This window comes from Brevibacterium permense, assembly GCF_025506275.1.
GTDB classification, from domain to species: Bacteria; Actinomycetota; Actinomycetes; order Actinomycetales; family Brevibacteriaceae; genus Brevibacterium; species Brevibacterium permense_A.
In genome coordinates this window covers 12,574-32,867 of the sequence record NZ_QYCP01000075.1, presented here as the reverse complement: position 1 = coordinate 32,867, position 20,294 = coordinate 12,574, and the positions used below count along the sequence as shown (strand labels likewise).

At 65.4% G+C, this 20,294-nt stretch carries 17 protein-coding genes and 3 tRNA genes; 13 read left to right on the top strand and 7 right to left on the bottom strand.

Features of this window, described 5'->3' with window-relative positions:
• Positions 1–17: 17 nt before the first annotated feature.
• From D3I60_RS04150 to D3I60_RS04140, 3 genes are all read left to right on the top strand, one after another.
• Positions 18–815, top strand: a complete 798-nt coding sequence (locus D3I60_RS04150) for a transporter substrate-binding domain-containing protein (protein ID WP_262774875.1) — start codon at positions 18–20, stop codon at positions 813–815.
• Between the two features lie 229 nt (positions 816–1,044).
• Complete coding sequence (locus tag D3I60_RS04145; protein ID WP_262774904.1) at positions 1,045–1,839, top strand: amino acid ABC transporter permease; 795 nt, start codon at positions 1,045–1,047, stop codon at positions 1,837–1,839.
• On the top strand, positions 1,839–2,621 hold the full coding sequence (locus D3I60_RS04140) for an amino acid ABC transporter ATP-binding protein (RefSeq protein ID WP_276584388.1): 783 nt from the start codon (positions 1,839–1,841) through the stop codon (positions 2,619–2,621). Before D3I60_RS04145 ends, D3I60_RS04140 begins: the two co-directional genes overlap by 1 nt.
• Positions 2,622–2,768: 147 nt before the next feature.
• On the opposite strand, the gene D3I60_RS04135 is transcribed toward D3I60_RS04140, so the two are convergent.
• Both D3I60_RS04135 and D3I60_RS04130 read right to left on the bottom strand, forming a co-directional pair.
• Positions 2,769–3,785: a proline racemase family protein gene (locus tag D3I60_RS04135; RefSeq protein ID WP_262774874.1), complete on the bottom strand. Its 1,017-nt coding sequence runs from the start codon at positions 3,783–3,785 to the stop codon at positions 2,769–2,771.
• 12 nt (positions 3,786–3,797) lie between these two features.
• The gene (locus D3I60_RS04130) at positions 3,798–6,620 is read right to left on the bottom strand and encodes an aminotransferase class I/II-fold pyridoxal phosphate-dependent enzyme (RefSeq protein ID WP_262774873.1); all 2,823 of its coding nucleotides are present in this window, start codon (positions 6,618–6,620) and stop codon (positions 3,798–3,800) included.
• 188 nt (positions 6,621–6,808) lie between these two features.
• Here D3I60_RS04130 and D3I60_RS04125 point away from each other — a divergent pair, with 188 nt between their 5' ends.
• Positions 6,809–8,530, top strand: coding sequence for a thiamine pyrophosphate-dependent enzyme (locus tag D3I60_RS04125; RefSeq protein WP_262774872.1), 1,722 nt, complete (start codon positions 6,809–6,811; stop codon positions 8,528–8,530).
• Between the two features lie 64 nt (positions 8,531–8,594).
• Positions 8,595–10,226, top strand: coding sequence for an amidohydrolase (locus D3I60_RS04120; RefSeq protein WP_262774871.1), 1,632 nt, complete (start codon positions 8,595–8,597; stop codon positions 10,224–10,226).
• A gap of 72 nt (positions 10,227–10,298) precedes the next feature.
• On the opposite strand, the gene D3I60_RS04115 is transcribed toward D3I60_RS04120, so the two are convergent.
• On the bottom strand, positions 10,299–11,663 hold the full coding sequence (locus D3I60_RS04115) for an aspartate aminotransferase family protein (RefSeq protein ID WP_262774870.1): 1,365 nt from the start codon (positions 11,661–11,663) through the stop codon (positions 10,299–10,301).
• Between the two features lie 88 nt (positions 11,664–11,751).
• Between D3I60_RS04115 and D3I60_RS04110 the strand changes: the two genes are divergently transcribed.
• Positions 11,752–12,363 (top strand): IMPACT family protein, encoded by a 612-nt coding sequence (locus D3I60_RS04110; RefSeq protein WP_262774869.1) that lies wholly within the window; start codon positions 11,752–11,754, stop codon positions 12,361–12,363.
• Positions 12,364–12,398: 35 nt separating this feature from the next.
• On the opposite strand, the gene ybaK is transcribed toward D3I60_RS04110, so the two are convergent.
• Both ybaK and D3I60_RS04100 read right to left on the bottom strand, forming a co-directional pair.
• A complete protein-coding gene (gene ybaK, locus D3I60_RS04105; protein WP_101546357.1) occupies positions 12,399–12,899 on the bottom strand; it encodes a Cys-tRNA(Pro) deacylase in 501 nt (166 codons plus the stop codon).
• A 207-nt stretch (positions 12,900–13,106) separates the two neighbouring features.
• Complete coding sequence (locus tag D3I60_RS04100; protein WP_262774868.1) at positions 13,107–13,454, bottom strand: metallopeptidase family protein; 348 nt, start codon at positions 13,452–13,454, stop codon at positions 13,107–13,109.
• Positions 13,455–13,622: 168 nt separating this feature from the next.
• Between D3I60_RS04100 and D3I60_RS04095 the strand changes: the two genes are divergently transcribed.
• The 7 genes from D3I60_RS04095 to D3I60_RS04065 all read left to right on the top strand — a co-directional run bounded on the left by D3I60_RS04095 (position 13,623) and on the right by D3I60_RS04065 (position 18,690).
• A tRNA-Glu gene (locus D3I60_RS04095) sits at positions 13,623–13,695 on the top strand.
• 37 nt (positions 13,696–13,732) lie between these two features.
• A tRNA-Asp gene (locus D3I60_RS04090) sits at positions 13,733–13,806 on the top strand.
• 71 nt (positions 13,807–13,877) lie between these two features.
• Positions 13,878–13,953, top strand: a tRNA-Phe gene (locus D3I60_RS04085).
• Between the two features lie 151 nt (positions 13,954–14,104).
• On the top strand, positions 14,105–16,054 hold the full coding sequence (gene acs / locus D3I60_RS04080) for an acetate--CoA ligase (RefSeq protein ID WP_262774867.1): 1,950 nt from the start codon (positions 14,105–14,107) through the stop codon (positions 16,052–16,054).
• A gap of 149 nt (positions 16,055–16,203) precedes the next feature.
• Positions 16,204–17,073, top strand: a complete 870-nt coding sequence (locus D3I60_RS04075) for an SDR family oxidoreductase (RefSeq protein WP_262774866.1) — start codon at positions 16,204–16,206, stop codon at positions 17,071–17,073.
• Between the two features lie 59 nt (positions 17,074–17,132).
• Positions 17,133–18,116 carry a patatin-like phospholipase family protein gene (locus D3I60_RS04070; protein WP_262774865.1) on the top strand — a complete coding sequence of 328 codons (984 nt, stop codon included), beginning with the start codon at positions 17,133–17,135 and terminating at the stop codon, positions 18,114–18,116.
• 76 nt (positions 18,117–18,192) lie between these two features.
• Positions 18,193–18,690, top strand: coding sequence for a hypothetical protein (locus D3I60_RS04065; RefSeq protein ID WP_262774864.1), 498 nt, complete (start codon positions 18,193–18,195; stop codon positions 18,688–18,690).
• On the opposite strand, the gene D3I60_RS04060 is transcribed toward D3I60_RS04065, so the two are convergent.
• Positions 18,678–19,499 carry an isocitrate lyase/PEP mutase family protein gene (locus tag D3I60_RS04060; RefSeq protein ID WP_262774863.1) on the bottom strand — a complete coding sequence of 274 codons (822 nt, stop codon included), beginning with the start codon at positions 19,497–19,499 and terminating at the stop codon, positions 18,678–18,680. The genes D3I60_RS04065 and D3I60_RS04060 overlap by 13 nt on opposite strands.
• 41 nt (positions 19,500–19,540) lie before the next feature.
• Positions 19,541–20,251 (bottom strand): ArsR/SmtB family transcription factor, encoded by a 711-nt coding sequence (locus D3I60_RS04055; RefSeq protein WP_262774862.1) that lies wholly within the window; start codon positions 20,249–20,251, stop codon positions 19,541–19,543.
• Between the last annotated feature and the right edge of the window lie 43 nt (positions 20,252–20,294).

Sequence of the window (20,294 nt, the reverse complement as noted above, 5' to 3'; positions counted from 1 at the left end):
GATCCCCTGGAGGAACCATGAAACGACGCTCGAGCCTGGCCATTCTGGCCGCCGGCGCCATGCTCGCTCTGTCCGCATGCGGCGGTGGAGGTGCTTCAGAACCCGCAGCGACCGGAAAAGGCGGAGTCCCCCTCGTCAAGGAGGGCAAGCTGACGACCTGCACGCACCTGTCCTACCAGCCCTTCCAGTTCGAGAAGGACGGCGAGGTCGTCGGCTTCGACGTCGACATCGTCGATGCCGTGGCGAAGAAGCTCGGTGTCGAGCAGGAGATCATCAACACCTCGTTCGAAACGATCACCTCGGGGGCGGAATTCAATCAGAACAAGTGCGATGTCGCGGCCGCGGCGACGACGATTACCCCTGAACGCGAAGAGGCCACGGACTTCTCCGAGCCGTACTTCGATGCGAACCAGGCGATTCTGACGAAAGCCGACAAGACAGCGAAGGACGAGAAGGCGCTGAAGGACTTCAAGATCGCAGCTCAGGCCGGCACCACGGGCCTCGACTACGCGACCGAGCACTTCAAAGACTCCGAAGTCATCACCTACGAAGACCTCCCGCTCTCGCTCGAAGCGCTCAAGACCGGTCAGGTGGACGCCGTCATCAACGACAACGGTGTGCTGTACAACTACAACACTGAGAACAAGGGCTTCGCGGTCGGCTTCGACATCAAGACCGATGAGCATTACGGCATCTCGATGAAGAAGGGCAACTCGGAGATGAAGAAGGCCGTCGACGACACGATCAAGGAGATCAAGGACAACGGCGAGTACGACAAGATCTACAAGAAGTGGTTCGGCGACGCACCGAAGTGATCACGTGCGAATGGGCGGCCGGCTGCATCTGTCATTGCAGCGGGCCGCCCGTTCGGCTGAGTTCTACCGACCTGCCTGAGTCTTTTCCGTCTCTCACGGCACGCACCACCGGCAGACACCCTCCGCCACAGTTTTTCGAAGGACAACCATGTCAGTTCCCACAGCGAGCGAGGACGGCCGCCAGACCGGCCCCGCCGTCCCGGCCGCCACCGCCACTCCGAAAGCGAAGATGAGCAAACGCCAAAAGGCGAAGCTCTCCCGCGGCATCCAATACGCCATCCTCGGCGTCATAGCGGTCCTCGTCGCGGTCTTCGCCGACTGGCCGACGCTCATCGATTCCTTCGGCCGCATCGACATCGCCACGGGCATGTTCCCCGACGTCATCACAATGGCGTTGAAGAACACGGTCATCTACACATTCCTCGGCTTCGCCCTCGGCCTCGTCATCGCGCTGTTCGTCGCACTCATGCGCCTGTCCTCCGTCGGCGTCTACCGATGGCTCGCGACGATCTACATCGAGTTCTTCCGCGGACTGCCGGCCCTCGTCGTCTTCCTCGTCTTGGGATTCGGCATGCCTGTGGCCTTCCCCGGCTTCAACCTGCCGCAGCTCGTCATTATCATGATCGCCCTCGGCCTCGTCTCCTCGGCTTATATGGCCGAGACGATCCGCGCCGGCATCCAGGCCGTGCCGAAAGGGCAGATCGAGGCCGCCCGGTCGCTCGGCATGTCCTCGTCGCGTGCGATGTTCACGATCGTGCTGCCGCAGGCGATGCGCATCATCCTCCCGCCGTTGACGAACGAGCTCATTCTGCTCGCGAAGGACTCGTCGCTGGCCTACATCCTCGGTTCCTCGGTCGACGGACGTGAGCTGGCAGCGCTCGGCCGCGCCGAGATCGTCAACACCGCGAACCTCACCCCGTTCATCGTCATCGCGCTGTGCTATCTCATCATCACGATCCCGCTGTCGTATCTGTCGCGGGTGTTGGAGAAGAAGTACGGTTCCGCAGATTCAGGAGTGAAATGATGACCGCAGCAGCCACCTCGTCGAGGGGAACAAAGACCCCGATAATCGCGATCCGCAACCTCCAGAAGAGCTTCGGCACGAATCAGGTCCTCACCGACATCAACCTCGACGTCGACAAAGGCGAGGTCGTCTGCGTCATCGGCCCCTCGGGTTCGGGCAAGTCGACGATGCTCCGATGCATCAACACACTCGAGACTCCCACCGGCGGCTCGATCGTCGTCGACGGCATGGACATGACCGACCTCGATCTCGACATCGATGCCGCCCGCACCCGCATCGGCATGGTCTTCCAGTCTTTCAACCTCTTCGCCCACCTCACCGTGCGCGAGAACCTCACGATCGCACAGACGAAGGTCCTCAAGCGATCGAAGGCCGAGGCCAACAAGGTCGCCGAGACGAACCTTGCGAAGGTCGGACTGTCCGAGAAGATGGAGGCCAAGCCCGGTTCGCTCTCCGGCGGTCAGCAGCAGCGCGTGGCGATCGCCCGGGCACTGAGCATGGACCCCGACGTCATGCTCTTCGACGAGCCGACTTCGGCGCTGGACCCGGAGACCGTCGGTGACGTCCTCCAGGTCATGCGCAACCTCGCCGAGGCGGGGATGACGATGGTCGTCGTCACCCACGAGATGGAGTTCGCCCGGCAGGTCGCCGACCGCGTCGTCTTCATGGACGGAGGAGTCGTCGTCGAAGCCGGACCTGCCAAGGACGTCATCGGCAACCCGCAGGAGCAGCGGACGAAGGACTTCCTCTCCCGCGTCCTCCATCCCGGCCAGCTAGGGTAGCCGCCGGTCAGCCGACCGCTCACCTTACCGCCGCCGTATCAAGCTCTGCGGCGTGCTCTCGGCGGTAACCCGAGCGGTCGGCGAGGTCACCAGTAGGCGAGGCGCGCGCTCGACGGTAACGTGAGCGGTCGATTAATCTGCGGAGGTTCAGAGCGTAAAGCCAGCGGGGAACGGGTCGCTGGGGTCGAGCATGAACTGCGAGGTCGCGGTCAGCCAGGCGCTGCCGGTGATCGTCGGCAACACAGCCACATGTTCGCCGACGCTCGTCTCCTCGGTCAGCCGTCCGGTGAACGTGGTGCCGATGAAGCACTCGTTGACGAAATCCGTGTTCAGGCCCAGTTGCGCGCGGGCGTGCCGGACGGCCATGAGCGCGCTCGTCCCGGTGCCACCGGGCGACCGGTCGAGCCAGCCGGGATAGTTGATGAGCACATGGCGTGCATCGGGGACTTCGCCATCGGGCCCGGGCTCCGTCGGCGGCGTAAGGAATACGACGTGCTCGCAGCCGCGGAACCCGGTCACCGGATGCACCGGGTCGAGCTGCTCGTTGACCGCGGCCATGATCTCTCGACCGGCGGCGATGAAGTCCTCAGCCCGGTCGCGCTCGAACGGGATGCCGACGTCGGCGGCGGAGACGAAGGCGTAGAAGTTCCCGCCGAAGCCGATGTCGCAGGCGATCGACCCTCGCCCGGGCACCTCGACGGACTGGCCGAGGGCGTGCGCATACGAGGGAACGTTGACGATGGTCACCGACTCGGCGCGACCGTCCCGGACGACCACCTCGGCGGTGATGAGCCCGATCGGGGCATCCAACCGCACGGTCGTGACGGGTTCGACGACGGGCACCATGCCTGTCTCGACGAGCACGGTCGCCACTGCGATCGTGCCGGCTCCGCACATCGGGAGCACGCCGGTGACCTCGATGAAGAGCACTCCCCAGTCCGCGTCGTCACGGGTCGGCGGCTGCAGGATCGCTCCCGAGAGCCACCCGTGACCGCGGGGTTCGCACATGAGGAAGGTCCGCAGTTCGTCGGAGTTCTCGATGAACCACTCACGGCGTTCGGCCATGGACTCACCGGGGAATGGTCCCACTCCCCCGGTGACGACGCGGACGGGCAGCCCCTCGGTGTGGGCTTCGACGGTCTGGATGAGACGGTTGGTCTGCACGGTCGATCTCGCTCAGCTCTCCAGGACCTCTTTGAGGATGACGCGGTAGCCCTGACGGGAGTCGTAGCCGTGGATCTCTCGGGTGTCGAGCGCGGACATGAAGTCGAGCACCTCGGCGGTGATGACCTGTCCGGGCACCAGCACCGGGAACCCGGGCGGGTACGGAGTGACGAATCCGGCCGAGACCGGCTGCTCCCCGTTCTCGACGCGGCGTCGCAGCTCATGCGGGAGCACGTGCTCGATGTTCTGGCGACGCAGACCCGCATAGTAGGCGGTGCGCAGGTCGCCGTCGGGCAGCTGCTTCGACGGATCCTCGGCCGGCACCTCAGCGGCGTAGTCGGGGGCGAAGGCCGAGAAGTCCGGCAGCGGAGGCATCACCGCGGCAGGCTCGGTCAGCGCGTCCTGCTCCTGCAGCTCGTGCGGGTCGTTGAACTTCCCAGCCAGTTTGACCAGCACCTCGATGAGATAGGCGACGGCCGAGCGTGAGGTGCCGATGTTCGTCATGAACAGCACCGTGTTCCGGCTCGTCTTGTTCACCTGAATGCCGTAGCGGTCCATGAGGTGCTCGTGCTTGAACGTGTCCCCATCGACTCCCGTGCCCGAGATCTCGACGGTGATGCGGCTGGGATCGACGACGAATTCATCACGGACCCAGGCATCCCACATCGTCGACAGTCCATCGCGCAGCGGCATCGTCCGTTCGGTCACCCGGTATTCCTCGGGGATGAGATCGGCGGCGGTGAGCACCTTGAACGTCTTCTTCAACAGCGGGTGCCTGGCGATCGCCGAGGACAGGCTCATCGCCAGGTCGAGCTGCTTCTGCAAGAGTGCGAAGCCCTCCATCTCCACCTGTCTGCGACCAAGGTCGAGGGACGCGAGGATCTGGTAGTTCGGCGATGTCGAAGTGTGGGTCATATACGCCTCGTGGAAGGCATCCTCGGCGCCGGAGGAGAACTCCTGATCGTAGACGTGGATCATCGACCCTTGGCGCAGCGCGGTGAGCGTCTTATGCGTCGACTGTGTCGCGTACACACGGATCGTCGCGTCAGGCGGCGGCAGCAGGTCCTCCTCCAGCCACACCGAATCGGGGGCGGGTGCGCCGGTCTCGGGGTCGAACAGGCGCTTCTGCTGCTCCCGGTACGCCGCTGCGTGGGCGTTCGTGGACAGGTTCTCCTCCAGGGTCTCCGCGGCGACCATGGCGGTGCGCTTGCGCGTGACCGGGTGGAATCGGGCGAAGGCGAACCAGGCTTCGTCCCAGAGGAAGACGAGGTCGGGTTTGATCGCCAGGCATTCGGACATGACCTTGTAGGGGTCGTAGACGATGCCGTCGAATGTGCAGTTGGTCAGGGTGATCATCCGCACCTCGTCGAGGCGGCCGGCGGCCCGGTAGTCGAGCAGCAGCTGCTTGATCCGGTTCAGCGGCACCGCCCCGTAGAAGGCGACATCGTTGAGCGGGTACGCCTCGAGGTAGGCGGTGCGGGCACCCGTGAGCATGAGCGCATGGTGGTGGGACTTGTGGCAGTTGCGGTCGACCATGACGACCTCGTCGGGTGAGACGACCGCCTGGTGGACGATCTTGTTCGCCGTCGACGTTCCGTTCGTGACGAAGTACGTGCGCTTGGCGCCGTACGCGCGGGCGGCCAGCGACTGCGCCTTCTTCAGCGTGTGCACCGGCGCCAGCAGGGAATCGAGCTCACCGGACGTGGCACTGGATTCGGCGAGCAGCAGATTGAGCCCGTAGAAGTCGACGAAGTCGCCGATCCACTTCGACCCGACGACGGAACCGCCGCGGGAGACGGGCAGTGCGTGGAAGACACCGGCGGGGCGGCGGGCGTGCTCACGGATCGCGTCGAAGAACGGAGTGTCGTAGAGGTGCTGGATGCGGCGCAGCAGGGACAGATGGAGTTCGAACTGGTCCTCGCGGCGGAAGACGCGACGGAACCGGTGCGTCAGGGCACCGGCGAGGCTTTCGATATGGGCGCCTGCCATGAGGTAGAGGTCGAGTTCGGGGCGCAGATTCGCCAGGGTGTCGGCCAGCCGCAGCACCCGGCGCACCGAATTGAGCGGACTCATCGGCGCCGTCGGCGATTCCTTGGTCGAGGTGTGCGCGAACTCGATGGAATCGCGCAGGTCACGACTGAGCACCTCGCGGGTGCTGTCGGTGAAACCGGGGCGGATGACGCAGGCGAGCAGGTTCGGGTTCGTCAGGGCCGCCGCCACCGCATCGTCGGCGGTGGGCACGATGACGTAGTCGTAGATGAACTGGTCGGAGGCGTTGCGGAGTTTGAGCAGGTCCGTGTGCAGCTCATCGCGGCCACCCTCGGTGGTCTCATCGACGATGAGGACCTCGAAGCGGGGACGGGTGTCCTGGCGGTCCTTGAGTTCGGCGCGCTCGTCCTCGGTGAGGTCGTCTTCGCCGGTGTCGGGCACGGTGGTGCCCCGGAGCCGATTGACCGCACGTGTGATCATGTCGTGCGCGCGGTCGAATTCGCCGTTCGAGAGCAGGTCGGTGATCTCCTCGACATAGCGCTGACCGAAACCTGCCCAGTAGAGCTCGATCGTCTTCAGCGAACGCAGCGAGCGCCACACCTCGCCGTCTTCGGCGATCATCGAGAAGTCCCCGCCGCTGACGGCCAGGCGTTTGATCGCGAACTTCAGGTACTCCCACGCGTCCGAACGCAGCCGCCACGTGCTCGCCGGCATTCCCGGATCCCGCTCGAGCTGCGCCCGGCGCGGTGTCGACGGGGCTCCGACGCGACCGTGCCTGCGGCCGCCGCCGAGGTCGGTGGGCTCAAACTCCTGCGCCGTTGCCTGGTCGGAGTCGATTCCGGTCATGCGAGAGCCTCCTGGCTGTCAGTCTCAGTCCCCACCCCGGTCCGGTGTGGAATTCCTGCTCACGGGCTCAGTCGGCGGACCGTACTGATTCCGTTGTTGCACGATCATACGACCTCACAGTTTCGAATGGGCAGGGTGGTGGGCAGCTGAGACAACCACAGGAGGCGAAATGATGATAAGCATGGGATATGGACACCTCCGCGTCTCTTTCTGCAGGTCATCTCATCGTCGAGGAACTCGAAGCACACGGAGTCACTCGCACCTATCTGGTTCCCGGCGAGTCGTATCTCGACGTCATCGACGGTCTCCGCGATTCGGCTATCACCCCGATCGTCTGCCGTCAGGAGGGCGGGGCCGCATATATGGCCGTCGCCGAGGGGCGGATGACCGGGGTTCCCGGCATCGCCATGGTCACGCGTGGTCCCGGTGCGGCGAACGTCAAGGTCGGCGTCCACACCGCCTACCAGGATGCGACCCCGCTCGTCGTCTTCGTCGGACTCATCCCCACCGATCATCGCGGCCGCGAATCCTTCCAGGAATTCGACCTGGACGGCTGGTTCTCCTCGACCGCGAAGAGGGTGCTCACCCTCGATGATCCCGATAAGGCCGCCGAGGTGGTTGTCGACGCCATGCACACCGCCGTGACCGGGCGGCCCGGTCCCGTCATCGTCGGCCTGCCCGAAGAGGTCCTCGTCCGCCCGAGTTCGGGAACGGTGCTGCCCCCACGCGTGCACGGATCGGCCTCACCGTATGCCGGGGACGTCACGGAGCTGCGCGCCCGCATCACCGCCGCCGACCGGCCCGTGCTCATCATCGGCGGCGAGGACTGGTCGCCGTCGACCTCGCGGCGCATCGCCCAATGGTCACGCGACCGCGGCCTCGGGGTGCTCGGCACCTTCCGTGCCTATGACGGCATCGACCACGACAGCCCGAACTTCCTCGGCATCTTGGGCTACGGTGCATCCCCCGTGGCGAAGAGGGTCCTCGCCGAGGCGGACCTGCACATCTTCTTGGGCTGTGTCCGCACTGACGTGGCCACCGACGGGTTCAGCAACGGCGTCGAACAGCGCACCGTCGTCATCGGCCCCGATGCCGATGCACACGGCCACTTCGGTCGCCTCGACCAGCACATCGTCACCTCGGTCGGCCGGTTCGCCCAGTCCCTGTTCACCGAGGAGGGAACCCGCACGTATTCGGTGTCCTCCGACGGCTCGATCGACGAGCCGCCGCTCGGCGATGCCCTGTCCGAGGCTGCCGGGGACGCCGTGCCGCTGCCGGCTTGGGTCGCAGAGGCCCGGGCCGAGCTCGAGGCGTGGCGGAAACCGCAGGTGGCAGGCTCGGGGTCGGCCGCCTCGGCGGGATTCGTCGACATGGACGAAGCATTCGTCCATGTGCAGGACCTGCTGCCGGACGACGCGATCATCACCTACGGGGCGGGGAACTTCTCCGGCTGGGCGACCAGGTTCCTTCCCACACACGGGTTCCCCTCGGCGCTGGGTCCGCGCAACGGATCGATGGGATTCGGCCTGCCGGCCGCGGTCGCCGCCGCGCTCGTCCATCCGGAACGGACGGTGTTCTGCATCGCCGGCGACGGGGATTTCCTCATGAACGGGCAGGAGATGGCCACGGCCGTTCAGTACGGCGCGGACATCACCGTCGTGCTCAACGACAATTCGGTCTACGGCACGATCCGCGGTCATCAGGACCGCGAATATCCGGGCCGGGCCACGGCCACGGCCCTGCAGAATCCGGATTTCGCAGCCATGGCCACGGCTTTCGGCGGGCTCGGCATCCGCGTCGAACGGACCGAGGCCTTCCGGAACGCGTTCGAACAGGCTCTGGCACACAAGGGGCTCTCGCTCGTCCACTGCATCACGGATCCGGTCGTTCGCGGGGCGCGCCTGCCGTGAACTCAGCAGCGGCCCGCCGTGAACGGTGAGGCGGCAGTCGTGCGAATCTGACTAAGGTGGCGGTATGAGAATCGACGCGATCTTCACCGACCTCGACGCATTTACGCTGGATCCGACGCGCCCGCGGGCGCAGAAGATCGGAGTGTGGGGCAACCGGATCATCGGCTTCGACGAGGAGCTCGACGGCATCGATGCCGATCGTGTCGAGTCCTTGGGTGGGGCGACTGTGCTGCCGGGCTTCAACGATGTCCACTGCCACACGACGTGGTTCGGTCTCACCCTGGCCTCGGTCGATGTCACGGCGCTGCCCGGCGGTCTGCCCGATGTGTATGCGGCGCTCGAGAAGGCCGCGGCGACGACTCCGTCCGGGGAATGGATCGAAGCCACGGGGTATGCCCACCGTGACTACGACGGGCAGTATCCGGACCTGGCCAGACTCGACGAGATCACCGGTGACCGGCCCCTGTTCATGCGGCAGACGTCCGGTCACGCCGCGATCGCCAATACCGAGGCGATGCGTCGGGCGGGGATCCTGGATCCCGGTTTCGAGGAGCCGGTCGGCGGCAGGGTCGTGCGTGACGCGGCCGGACATCCGACGGGGCTGATCGAAGAGACCGCGCAGACCCTGGTGCAGGATCTCATCCGCCCGTATTCGCTGGACACCGTCGTCGACGCCCTCGACCTGGCGACGGCCTACTACGCGAAGGAAGGAATCACGTCCTTCGGCGAATGCGGTATCGCCTACGGCTGGATCGGCCACTCCCCCATCGAGATCAGCGGTTACCTGCGAGCCCGGGAAGAGGGCAAGCTGCGAGCGCGGGCTCAGCTCATGCCGCAGGCCGACGGGCTGCACCCGATCGAGGCGAATTCCGCCGACGGGTTCGGCATCGGTCTGGATGCGGGACTGCGCACCGGCCTCGGCGATGATCTCATCTCGATCGGGCCCGTGAAGTTCTTCATGGACGGGGCCCTGTCCGGCGAAACCGCGGCGCTGCGGGAGAACTACGCGGGCAAGGGCCACCCCGGTTATCTGCAGGACGACGCCGAGGTGCTGCGTCAGCAGATCCTCGACACCTATGCCTCCGGCTGGTCGCTGGCCGTGCACGCCATCGGTGATGCCGCCGTGGATGCTGCGATCGCCAACATCGTCGAGGCGCAGAAGCGCTATGGCCGCCGTGCGGTGCCGAACCGGATCGAGCATGCCGCGTTGGTCCATGACGAGCACCTGGCGACGCTGGCCGAACACGGTATCGTCGTCACTCCGCAGGCGGCGTTCGCCGACGGCATCGGGGACGGGATGAACGCTTCGCTCGGGCCGGACCGGCGGCACCTGATCTACCGGGCGAAGTCGTTCGTCGATGCGGGTGTGCCGATGGCCGGCAGCTCGGATCGACCCTGTGCCGACGGCAATGTGCTGCGCGGAATCGAAGCCTATGTCACCCGGAAGACCCGCGACGGGGACGTCATGGGTTCGGCGGCCGAAGCCTTAAGCGTCGATGAGGCGATCGCGGCATACACGGTCGAGGCGGCGAAGGCCTCGGGCCAGGGCGCGGACAAGGGAACGCTGAGCCGAGGCAAGCTCGCCGACTTCGTCGCACTGGAGACCCACCCCGCCAACGTGGCCGCGGACGAGATCGCAGCAATCCCGGTCCGCGCGACAGTCTTAGGCGGCAACTACACCCACCAATCCCTCTAATTACTACCTGACGGCGGCCCAGCAACCTCGCGCGAGGTTGCTGGGCCGCCGTCAGGTAGTAGTGGGAGTTAATCAGCGGGGGAAGTCCAAGTCGGTGAGGACCTTCTCGAAGACTCCGAGGCCGCGTTCGAGGTCCTCTTCGCTGATGTTGATCGGCGGGACCACGTGCAGCCGGTGGTAGTTGTTGAAAGGGATGACGCCGTGTTCCTTCAGCGCCGCCACCACCGAGGCGACCTCGGGTGAGCCACCGCCGTAAGGGGCCAGCGGCTCCTTGGACTCCTTGTCCCAGACGAGTTCGATCGCCCAGAACGCTCCGGTGCCGCGGACTTCGCCGACGTGCTTCGAGTTCTCAGCGATCTGCCGCAGACGGGGCCCGATGATCGTCTCCCCGATGTGAGCGGCGTGTTCGACCATGCCCTCCTCGGCCATCGCGTTGATCGTCGCGACCGCCGCGGCGCACGCCAGCGGATGCCCGGAGTAGGTCAGCCCGCCGGGGTAGACGCGTTCGGCGAAGGTCTCGAAGATCGCGTCGCTGATGACGACTCCGCCCAGCGGCACGTACCCGGAGTTCACGCCCTTGGCGAAGGTGATGAGATCGGGGACGATGTCGAAGTGTTCGAAGGCGAACCACTTGCCCGACCGTCCGAACCCGGCCATCACCTCGTCGGCGATGAGCACAATCCCGTGCTCGTCGCACAGCGCCCGCACACCCTGCATGTACTCGGGACTGGGCACCATGATGCCGGCGGTGCCGGGAATGGATTCGAGGATGATCGCGGCGATCGTCGCCGGCCCCTCCAGTTCGATGGTCCGACGCAGGTGCCGGAGCGCACGGTCGGTCTCTTCAGCCTCCGTGGTGGCGTGGAATTCCGAACGGTAGAGGAAGGGTCCGAAGAAGTGGACGACGCCCGATTCTCCGGTCTCGTTCTCCCACCGGCGCGGGTCACCGGTGACGTTGACGGCCGTCTGGGTTCCACCATGGTAGGACCGGTAGCGGGAGAGCACCTTCGTTCGCCCGGTGTGCAGGCGTGCCATGCGGATAGCGTGTTCGTTCGCGTCCGCTCCGCCGTTGGTGAAGAACACGTGATCGAGCCCGGCTGGGGTGCGGTCGGTGATGAGGCGAGCTGCTTCGGAGCGGGCCGCGTTGACGGTGGCCGGGCTGATGGTGCACAGCACATCGGCTTGGTCCTTGATCGCCTGCACGACGGCCGGATGCTGGTGGCCGATGTTCGTGTTCACCAGCTGCGAGGAGAAGTCGAGGAATTCCCGACCCTCACCGTCGATGACCGTCGACCCGTGGGCGCGGGCGACGGTCGGCGGGTCGATGAGTCGCTGTGCCGACCACGAGTGGAAGACGTGCGCGCGGTCGAGTTCACGGGCTCGAGCGGATTCGTCCTTGAGCGCTGCGAGGTCGATCTCGCCTGGCTGGTGCACCATTGTCACCCTTTCACTGAAGTACCGGGGATGAGCGCGGAATCCGCGCCCGTGGGCTCATCGTAGAACACATTCGACTACAGTGACGAGCATGTCTTACCGGACCATCGTCAGCCCCGTCGAGGCCGAGATCGAGATCAGGAGATCCCGTTTCCTCGCCCGGCTCTCCCCCGCCGCGGATGAGGCCGAGGCCAGGTCCGTCATCGCCGAGGTGCGCGCCGAGCATCCGAAGGCCCGCCACCATTGTTCGGCGTTCGTCCTCGACACCGATTCGCGCACTCAGCGCTTCAGCGATGACGGGGAACCGGCCGGCACTGCGGGTGCTCCGATCCTCGATGTGGTCACCGGTCATGGTCTGACCTTCGTCGTCGCCGTCGTCACCCGGTATTTCGGGGGCACCCTGCTGGGTGCGGGCGGGCTCGTGCGCGCTTACGGTCAGGCCACCTCTGCGGCCGTGGATGAGGCGAGGATCGTCACCCGTCGTGAGCGCGTCCCTGTGTCCGCACACGTCGACTATGCCCAGGCCAACGCCCTGGAGCGGGCGGCCGGGAACCGGGGGTGGACGACGCGGGCCGACTACGGAGGTGAGGTCGGACTCGACGTCCTGGTTCCCCTCGCCGAGGTGGCCGATGCCGTGGCGATGTACGCCGACCTCACCGCCGGTCGGGCAGAGCCCGAGGTCGGTGAGGTCGAATGGGTGTGAGGCCGGGGACCGACGTTCAGATCAGCGAGAGCTGATCAGTCGAGCGCGGCGATCTTCGCGACCTGGGCGTTCGTGAGCATGACGAGATCCTCGGGGCGGATCTCGATCTCGAGACCGCGACGGCCCGCCGAGACGAACACTGTCGAATGGTCGAGAGCTGTGCGGTCGACGACGACCGGCACGGCATGGCGCTGTCCGAACGGAGAGACTCCGCCGACGGGGTATCCGGTCCGACGTTCGGTTTCGGCGACGCCAGACAGCTGGGCCTTCTTCGCTCCACGCGCGGAGGCGAGGGCCTTGAGGTCGAGCTGACCGGAGACAGGGACGAGCGCGGTCACGGGCTGCCCGTCGACCTGAATCATCAGGGTCTTGAACACCTGGTCGGAGCTGACGCCGAGTTTGTCGGCGGCCTCCGAACCATAACGGCGGGTGGCGGGGTCGTGGTCGAAGCTGCGCAGGCTGTAGTCGATGCCTGCCAGATTGAGCACTCGCACGGCCGGGGTCGCCGCGCTGGAAGTCTTGGATGCAACTGTCATAAGGGGGTAGTGCCTCCTGCCCGCAGGTCAGCGGGGCCAGGAGGCGCAGCTTTCACGGCTCCGTGTCCCCGCATCGATACGGACGGAATGTTGTATCGGTGCTGATATGTACCCGCCCACAATAGGCGAAGTAGGCTTGCGGACGCCAATTCCCGTGACGTCAAGTGACTCGTCGGTAAGCCCGTCAACCCCTTCGGTCGGGGATGTTCAGCCCCACCCGAGTTCGTGGAGCCGTTCGTCATCGAGCCCATAGAAATGGGCGATCTCGTGGACGATGGTGATGACGATCTCCTCGCGCAGGTGATCCCGATCCTCGGCGAAGTCGATGAGGTTGTCACGATAGATGAAGATATTGTCGGGCATCTCGAACCCGGCGATCCCCCGCTCCCCGATCGGTGTGCCCTCATAGAGGCCGAGCAGGTGTCGATCACCGTTCTCCGGCCGGTCCTCGACGAACAGGGCGACATTGTCCAGCTGTTCGGTCACCCCGGCGGGCAGCAGATCCAGGGCTTCGCCGAGGATCCCGTCGAACTCCTCATCACTCAGGGCCTCCATGCCTCCCACTCTAGCGACCCCGATCCCCACGCCGAGGCGGCCCTGCGGAACGTCGAAGTGCACCGTTTCCGTCGTGTGACCGAGGACACCCCTTTTCGTTTTGCATTCCGCGAATCGGGTGGGATAAGCTTAACGTCGTTGCCCACGGGGAATCCGAGGACAACCTGGGCCCCCATCGTCTAGAGGCCTAGGACACCGCCCTTTCACGGCGGCGACACGGGTTCGAATCCCGTTGGGGGTACGGTGTAAGATCGTAAGGTCTTCCATCACAACAGCAAGGCCCTGTGGCGCAGTTGGTTAGCGCGCCGCCCTGTCACGGCGGAGGTCGCGGGTTCGAGTCCCGTCAGGGTCGCGGAGCATAAGGCTCTTCTTCGGAAGAGCCTTTGTTTCTCTCGACATACTTATTGAGTATGTCGGCGGCTCGGCTCTGTAGCTCAGTTGGTAGAGCGTTCGACTGAAAATCGAAAGGTCACCGGATCGACGCCGGTCGGAGCCACCAGATGGAAGCCCCGCTTCCCAGTCCTGGACTGGGCAGCGGGGCTTCTTCGCGTCTGCGGGCACCCCTTGAAATCCGAACCGACTGGAGTAGGTTGAAGGTGAGTTCGATGACCCGCCCACGTCGTGGTGGCGCAGGGTGAAAGGAGAGCACGATGACGAACAATCCGACGATTCAGGAACTCAGCCACGAGGACAGGGCTTTCCCACCCCCATCGGACTTCGCCGAGAATGCGAATGCGAAAGCCGACGAGTACGACAAGGCAGCAGCCGACCGCATCGGCTACTGGGAGGAGCAAGCTCAGCGGATCAGCTGGGAGACGCCTTTCGACACGGTCCTCGACTGGTCGGAGAAGCCCTTCGCGAAATGGTTCACCGGCGGCAGCCTCAACGCCTGCTACAACTGCGTCGACCGCCATGTCGAGAACGGCCTCGGCGATCGTGTGGCCTACTACTTCGAAGGCGAATCCGGCGACACCCGCACCATCACGTACTCCGATCTTCTGCGCGAGGTCTCGAAGACCGCGAATGCTCTCACCGAACTCGGCGTCAAGACCGGCGACCGCATCGCCATCTACATGCCGATGATCCCGGAGACGGTGTTCGCCATGCTGGCCTGCGCCCGCCTCGGCGCCCCGCACACCGTCATCTTCGGCGGATTCTCCGCCTCGGCGATCGCCGACCGCGTCAAAGACTGCGGAGTCGAATTCGTCATCACCGCAGATGGCGGCTATCGCAAAGGCATGGCCTCAGGCCTCAAATCCGTCGTCGATGAGGCGATGGAGGACTGCCCCGAGGTGCGCAATGTCCTCGTCGTCCGCCGCACCGGCCAGGACGTGGACTGGAATGGCGACCGCGATCTGTGGTGGCACGAGGTCGTCGATCGGCAGGCGGAGACGCACACTCCGGAGGCCTTCGACTCCGAGCACCCGCTCTACATCATGTATTCTTCCGGCACGACCGGAAAGCCCAAGGGCATCATGCACACCACGGGCGGCTACCTCGTCGGGACCTCCTTCACCCATTGGGCGGTCTTCGACATCAAACCCGAGACCGACGTCTACTGGACGGCCGCCGACATCGGCTGGGTGACCGGCCATTCGTACATCGTCTACGGTCCGCTGGCCAATGGGGCCACCTCGGTGCTCTATGAGGGCACCCCGGACACACCGCACCGGGGCCGGTGGTGGGAGATCGTGCAGAAGTACAAGGTCTCCATCCTCTACTGCGCGCCCACGGCCATCCGGTCGTTCATGAAATGGGGCCGCGACATCCCCGCACAGTACGACCTGTCCAGCCTGCGTCTGCTCGGCAGCGTCGGTGAGCCGATCAATCCCGAAGCGTGGATGTGGTACCGCGAACACATCGGCGGGAACCGCTGCCCCGTCGTCGACACCTGGTGGCAGACGGAGAACGGCAGCATCCTCATCAGCCCTCTGCCGGGCGTGACCGAGACGAAGCCGGGCTCGGCGATGCGTCCGCTGCCCGGCATCGTCGCCGACGTCTACGACGATGAGGGCAAATCCGTCGAACCCGGAAACGGCGGCTACCTCGTCATCAAGGAGCCGTGGCCGTCGATGCTGCGCACCCTATGGGGCGATGAGGAACGGTTCAAGAAGACCTACTGGTCGCAGTATCCGGACGTGTACTTCGCCGGGGATGGAGCGAAGATCGACCGCGACGGCGATTTCTGGGTCCTCGGCCGCGTCGACGACGTGCTCAACGTCTCCGGTCACCGGATGTCGACCGCGGAGATCGAGTCCGCCCTCGTCGCACATCCGAAGGTCGCCGAGGCGGCCGTGGTCGGGGCTGCTGATGAGATGACAGGGCAGGCGATCGAGGCCTTCGTCATCCTCCGGGAGAGCGCGAACGACGGTGGGGACGATGTCGTGGGTGAGCTGCGAAGTCATGTGCGGTCCTCGATCGGACCGATCGCGACTCCCCGTTCGATCATGATCGTGCCCGATCTGCCGAAGACCCGGTCCGGCAAGATCATGCGACGGCTGCTCAAGGACGTCGCCGAGAATCGCGAGGTCGGCGATGTCACGACCCTCGCTGACTCCTCGGTGATGGACCTCATCCAGAAAGGCATGAAGGAGAGCTGACCTTCCCGGGCGACAGGCGATCGGCCAACCCGCCCTTGCGTGACCCACAGCACACTGATGTACTGTTGAGTAACATCTCGTGAGGTCCGCTTGGGCGGGTTCTGCTCGCGAGGGACAGCACTGACGCCTAACTGCAAGGACGCACAGACATGACGCGTGGAACGAAGATCGCCGGCAACCGCATCCTCATCACAGGGGCCGGAAGCGGAATCGGCAGACTCATGGCTCTGGACGCGGCGGCACGCGGCGCAGCCGAGGTCATCATCTGGGACCTCTCGGACGAACGCGGGGACGCGGTGCGCGCCGAGGTGGAGGCCGCTGGAACCAGGACCCGATCCTTCACCCTCAACGTCGGCGATGCTGACCAGGTTGCCGCCATGGCCGAGCAGACCGGTCAGATCGACATCCTCGTCAACTGCGCCGGCATCGTCTCCGGCAAGAAGCTTCTCGACATGGAGGAGGCGGCGATCCGTCGCCTCTACGACGTCAACACCTTCGCCCTGTACTGGACGACCCAAGCATTCCTGCCCGGAATGATCGAACGTGACCGCGGTTCGGTGGTCACCATCGCCAGCGCTGCCGGCCTGACCGGCGTCGCTCGACAGACCGACTACTCGGCGAGCAAATGGGCGGCGGTGGGCTTCACCGAGTCACTGCGCGGAGAGCTGCGCGCCGACGGCAGCCGGGTCAATACGCTTGCTGTGTGCCCCTTCTATATCAACACCGGCATGTTCAAGGGAGTGCAGACGAAATTCCCCCGCCTGCTCCCCATCCTCGAAGAGAACGATGTGGCCACGCGGGTCCTCGATTCCGTCGAATCCGGTCGTGAGCAGCTGGTCATGCCCTCACTCGTCCGCCTGGTTCCGGGTGCCCGCCTCCTGCCGACCCGCGCTTTCGACAAGGTCATGGACTTCCTCGGCGTCAACCAGACGATGGACCACTTCACCGGTCGCACCGGCCCCAACCGGACGCACAGGTCACCGGAAGGAGACGTGCCCGTCACCGTCGCACGTCACTAGGCGGCACATCCTCAGCGCTGGTCCACAATGGAATCAGTGTGCAAAGGAAAGGAGCCGCCATGGCGATGACCGATCTCGTTCTAGAGGGCGGCGGTACGAAGCTGCCGGGCCTGGTCGGCACGGTCGAAGCTCTCGCCGACGGCGGCTATGGCTTCCACCGGATCGCCGGCACCTCGGCGGGGGCCATCGTCGGTGCGCTGACCGCGGCGGGCATCGGCCCGCAGACTCTGCGGCAGAAGGTCCTCGAACAGGATTTCACCGAGTTCGAGGACCTTTCTGCTGCCTTCCGCCACGTCCCCTGGTTGGGGCGAGTGCAGGGACTGCTGCTGCACAAGGGGATATATGTGGGGCAGGCACTCCACGACTTCCTCGCCACGGCTTTGGCCGATCAGGGGGTGCGCACATGGGGTGACCTCAAGCTCGACGATCCGGAAAGCGCAATTCCGCCGGAACGGTCGTATCGCCTCGTCGTCATCGTCTCCGACGTCTCCCGCGGCCGCATGCTCCGTCTCCCCTGGGACTACGAGGAGGCCCTCGGCATCGATGCGGACAGTCAGTCCGTCGCCGAGGCGGTGTGCGCCTCGGCGGCCAGCCCGTTCTTCTTCCGACCGCGCGCTCTGCCCGCCCAGCCGAATGTGGCCGGTGGAGACTCCGTGCTCGGTGCCGACGGCGGACTGCTCTCGAACTTTCCCGTCGACATCTTCGACCGCAAGGACGCGTTGCCGGCACGGTGGCCGACCCTCGGCGTCATGCTCTCGGCCCGGCGAACGGCGGCCGCGGAATGGCGGCCCAACGCGACGACCTTCCAATACGCGAAGTCCCTGCTGTCAACGATGATCAACGCGCACGACCGGCGGCACATCGACGACCCTTCGGTGACCGAAAGGACGGTGTTCGTCGACACGACCGGCCACAGCAGCACGGACTTCGCTTTGACGACGGCCGACAAACTCGATCTCATCTCGTCGGGCCGAATGGCCGGAGAGAAGTTTCTGGCGCACTGGGATTGGCGGGAGTGGAAAGAGCGCTTCGACCGGAAGTGAGTGCGCGCCCGTGGCCTGCGGCCCATCAACGTGTAAGAATGAGGGCCCGAACATGATTGCGAGCGAAGGAGAGATCATGAGCGAGTTCGATTCGGATGCGGCCGACCGATTGGAAGACGACCCCATCCTCGACGATCCCGAACTCGACGATCCGACGGCCGAAGAGTTGGATGATCCCGAACTCAGCGCCGCCGAGGCCGAGGCCGACCAGGTCGACGTCGACTCCGGCATCGACGATGAGCCCGCCGAGGCGACCGTCGAGCCCGGTGCCGAAGGGCCGGAAGGCACGGGCATCGAAGGGGCCGACGATGCTCTCATCGACGACGCCGGCTGGGACGACGAGAACGAGGCTCCCGGCCTCACCGACGAGTTCAACACCGATCAGTCACCTGCCGCGGAACAGGGCAATCGTGTCGGCGACGAGATGGTCTCCGATGACGATGACGAGTTCGAAGTCGCCGAGCTCGATGGTGACGACCTCGATGTCGATGCCCTGGCCGACGACGGAACCGAAGAGGTCTCGGTCATCGACGGCATGCCCGAAGTCATCGACGACTCGTATCAGGAGGACTGAGCTCGACTCAGTCCAGTGAAAGCCCGATACGGCAGCACGTTCTCCGCCTGTGCGGGGCGGTCGTCGGCGAGCACTTGCAGGGTACCCAGCGCCCCCGACATCGCCGCCCGGTAGAGCAGGGATCCGGTGCTGATCCGGGCCACCCCCGCCTCGGCGAGCGTCGTCCGCGAATATCCCGGACTTGCCAGCACATTCACCGGAACCCGGCTGCGGCCGGTGATCACCTCGATCGTCGTGAGGTCGAGGTTTCCGGGGACGAAGATGCCATCGGCGCCGGCATCGGTGTAGGCGTCGATGCGGCAGGTGACCTCGCCGAGGTTGTCCTGGCCGGTCCAGAATGTGTCGATCCGGGCGTTGACGAACAGAGCAGGGAACGACTCCTTGATCGCCGTCACCTTCGCAGCGAGCACTCCGGGTTCGCTCATCCGATTCTGTCGCGAGTCCTGGATGTTGATGCCGTCGACGATGAGTCCGGTCGCGGAGTCGGCGGCGAATGCCTCGGACACGGAGTCGACGACGAGTTCAGGGCCGTCGCCATAGCCGTCTTCGAAGTCGCAGGTCAGCGGCAGGTCCGGCAGCGCCCGTCGCAGGTCGGCGGCAAGATCCGCGCTTGTGGTCAGGGTTTCGCGATCCTCGTCGGCGGCGCCGATGGCAGCGGCGACTCCCAGACTTGTGGTGCCGATGGCCGCATGCCCCGCCTCGGCGAAGAGCTGCGCACTGGCCACGTCCCAGGCGCACGGCAGGATGAGCGGGTCGCCGGGAACGTGCAGTTCGCGGAAGGCTCTCGCGGTGTCGGTGGGTGCGGTCATCGTCGGTCTCCGTTGTTCGCTGTCGGAATGTTCGCTGGCGGTCAGAGATGATCTCTCTGTGCGCTGAGCACCCAGTCGAGGCGGTCGCGCCCGTCCGCGGTGATCGTCAGAGCTCGCGAGCGCGGGCGTCGCAGGATCCACCCGCGGTCGAAGAAGGTGCGGCAGATATCATCGCCGAGTCGACCGCCGAGGTGGGAGCGGCGCTCCGTCCAATCGAGGCACCGGCGCACAAGGGGTCGCGACGAGGCGGACGGTTGACCGACCTCGAGTCCGAATGCCTCGGCGAGCCCGGCCCTCCCGGATTCGGTGATGGTGAGTGACGGATCGATCCATTCTCGCTGCATCAGTGCGGAGAAGAGCTGAGTTCCGAACCGGCCCGCGATGTGTCGGTAGCAGGTGCGGGCTTCGATGAGCTGACGGTCACGGGTCTTCGCGGCCAGCGTCGGTGCTGCGGTCATCGATCCGCCGGCCAGGGCTCCCGTGTGCTCCAGCCAGTCGGCGATGTCGGCCGAAGCGATCTGAACATAGCGGTGTCGCCCCTCCCGTCGCTCGGCGAGAATATCGTGGTCGATGAGGACGTTGGCGTGTTCGGACATCGACGACATCGGAATCGACAGGGCGCGGGAGAGCTCGGTGAGCGTCCAGGCACGACCGTCGAGGAGGCCGGCACAGATCATCACCCGCCTCGGGTCGGCAATGGCCGACGCCAGGGCGGCGATGTTCGGTGCGGACTCCGGGAATCTCCTCGTCATGCCACCATCGTAGGGCTGTGTTGTTTCGGTGCTGCCCGAATTG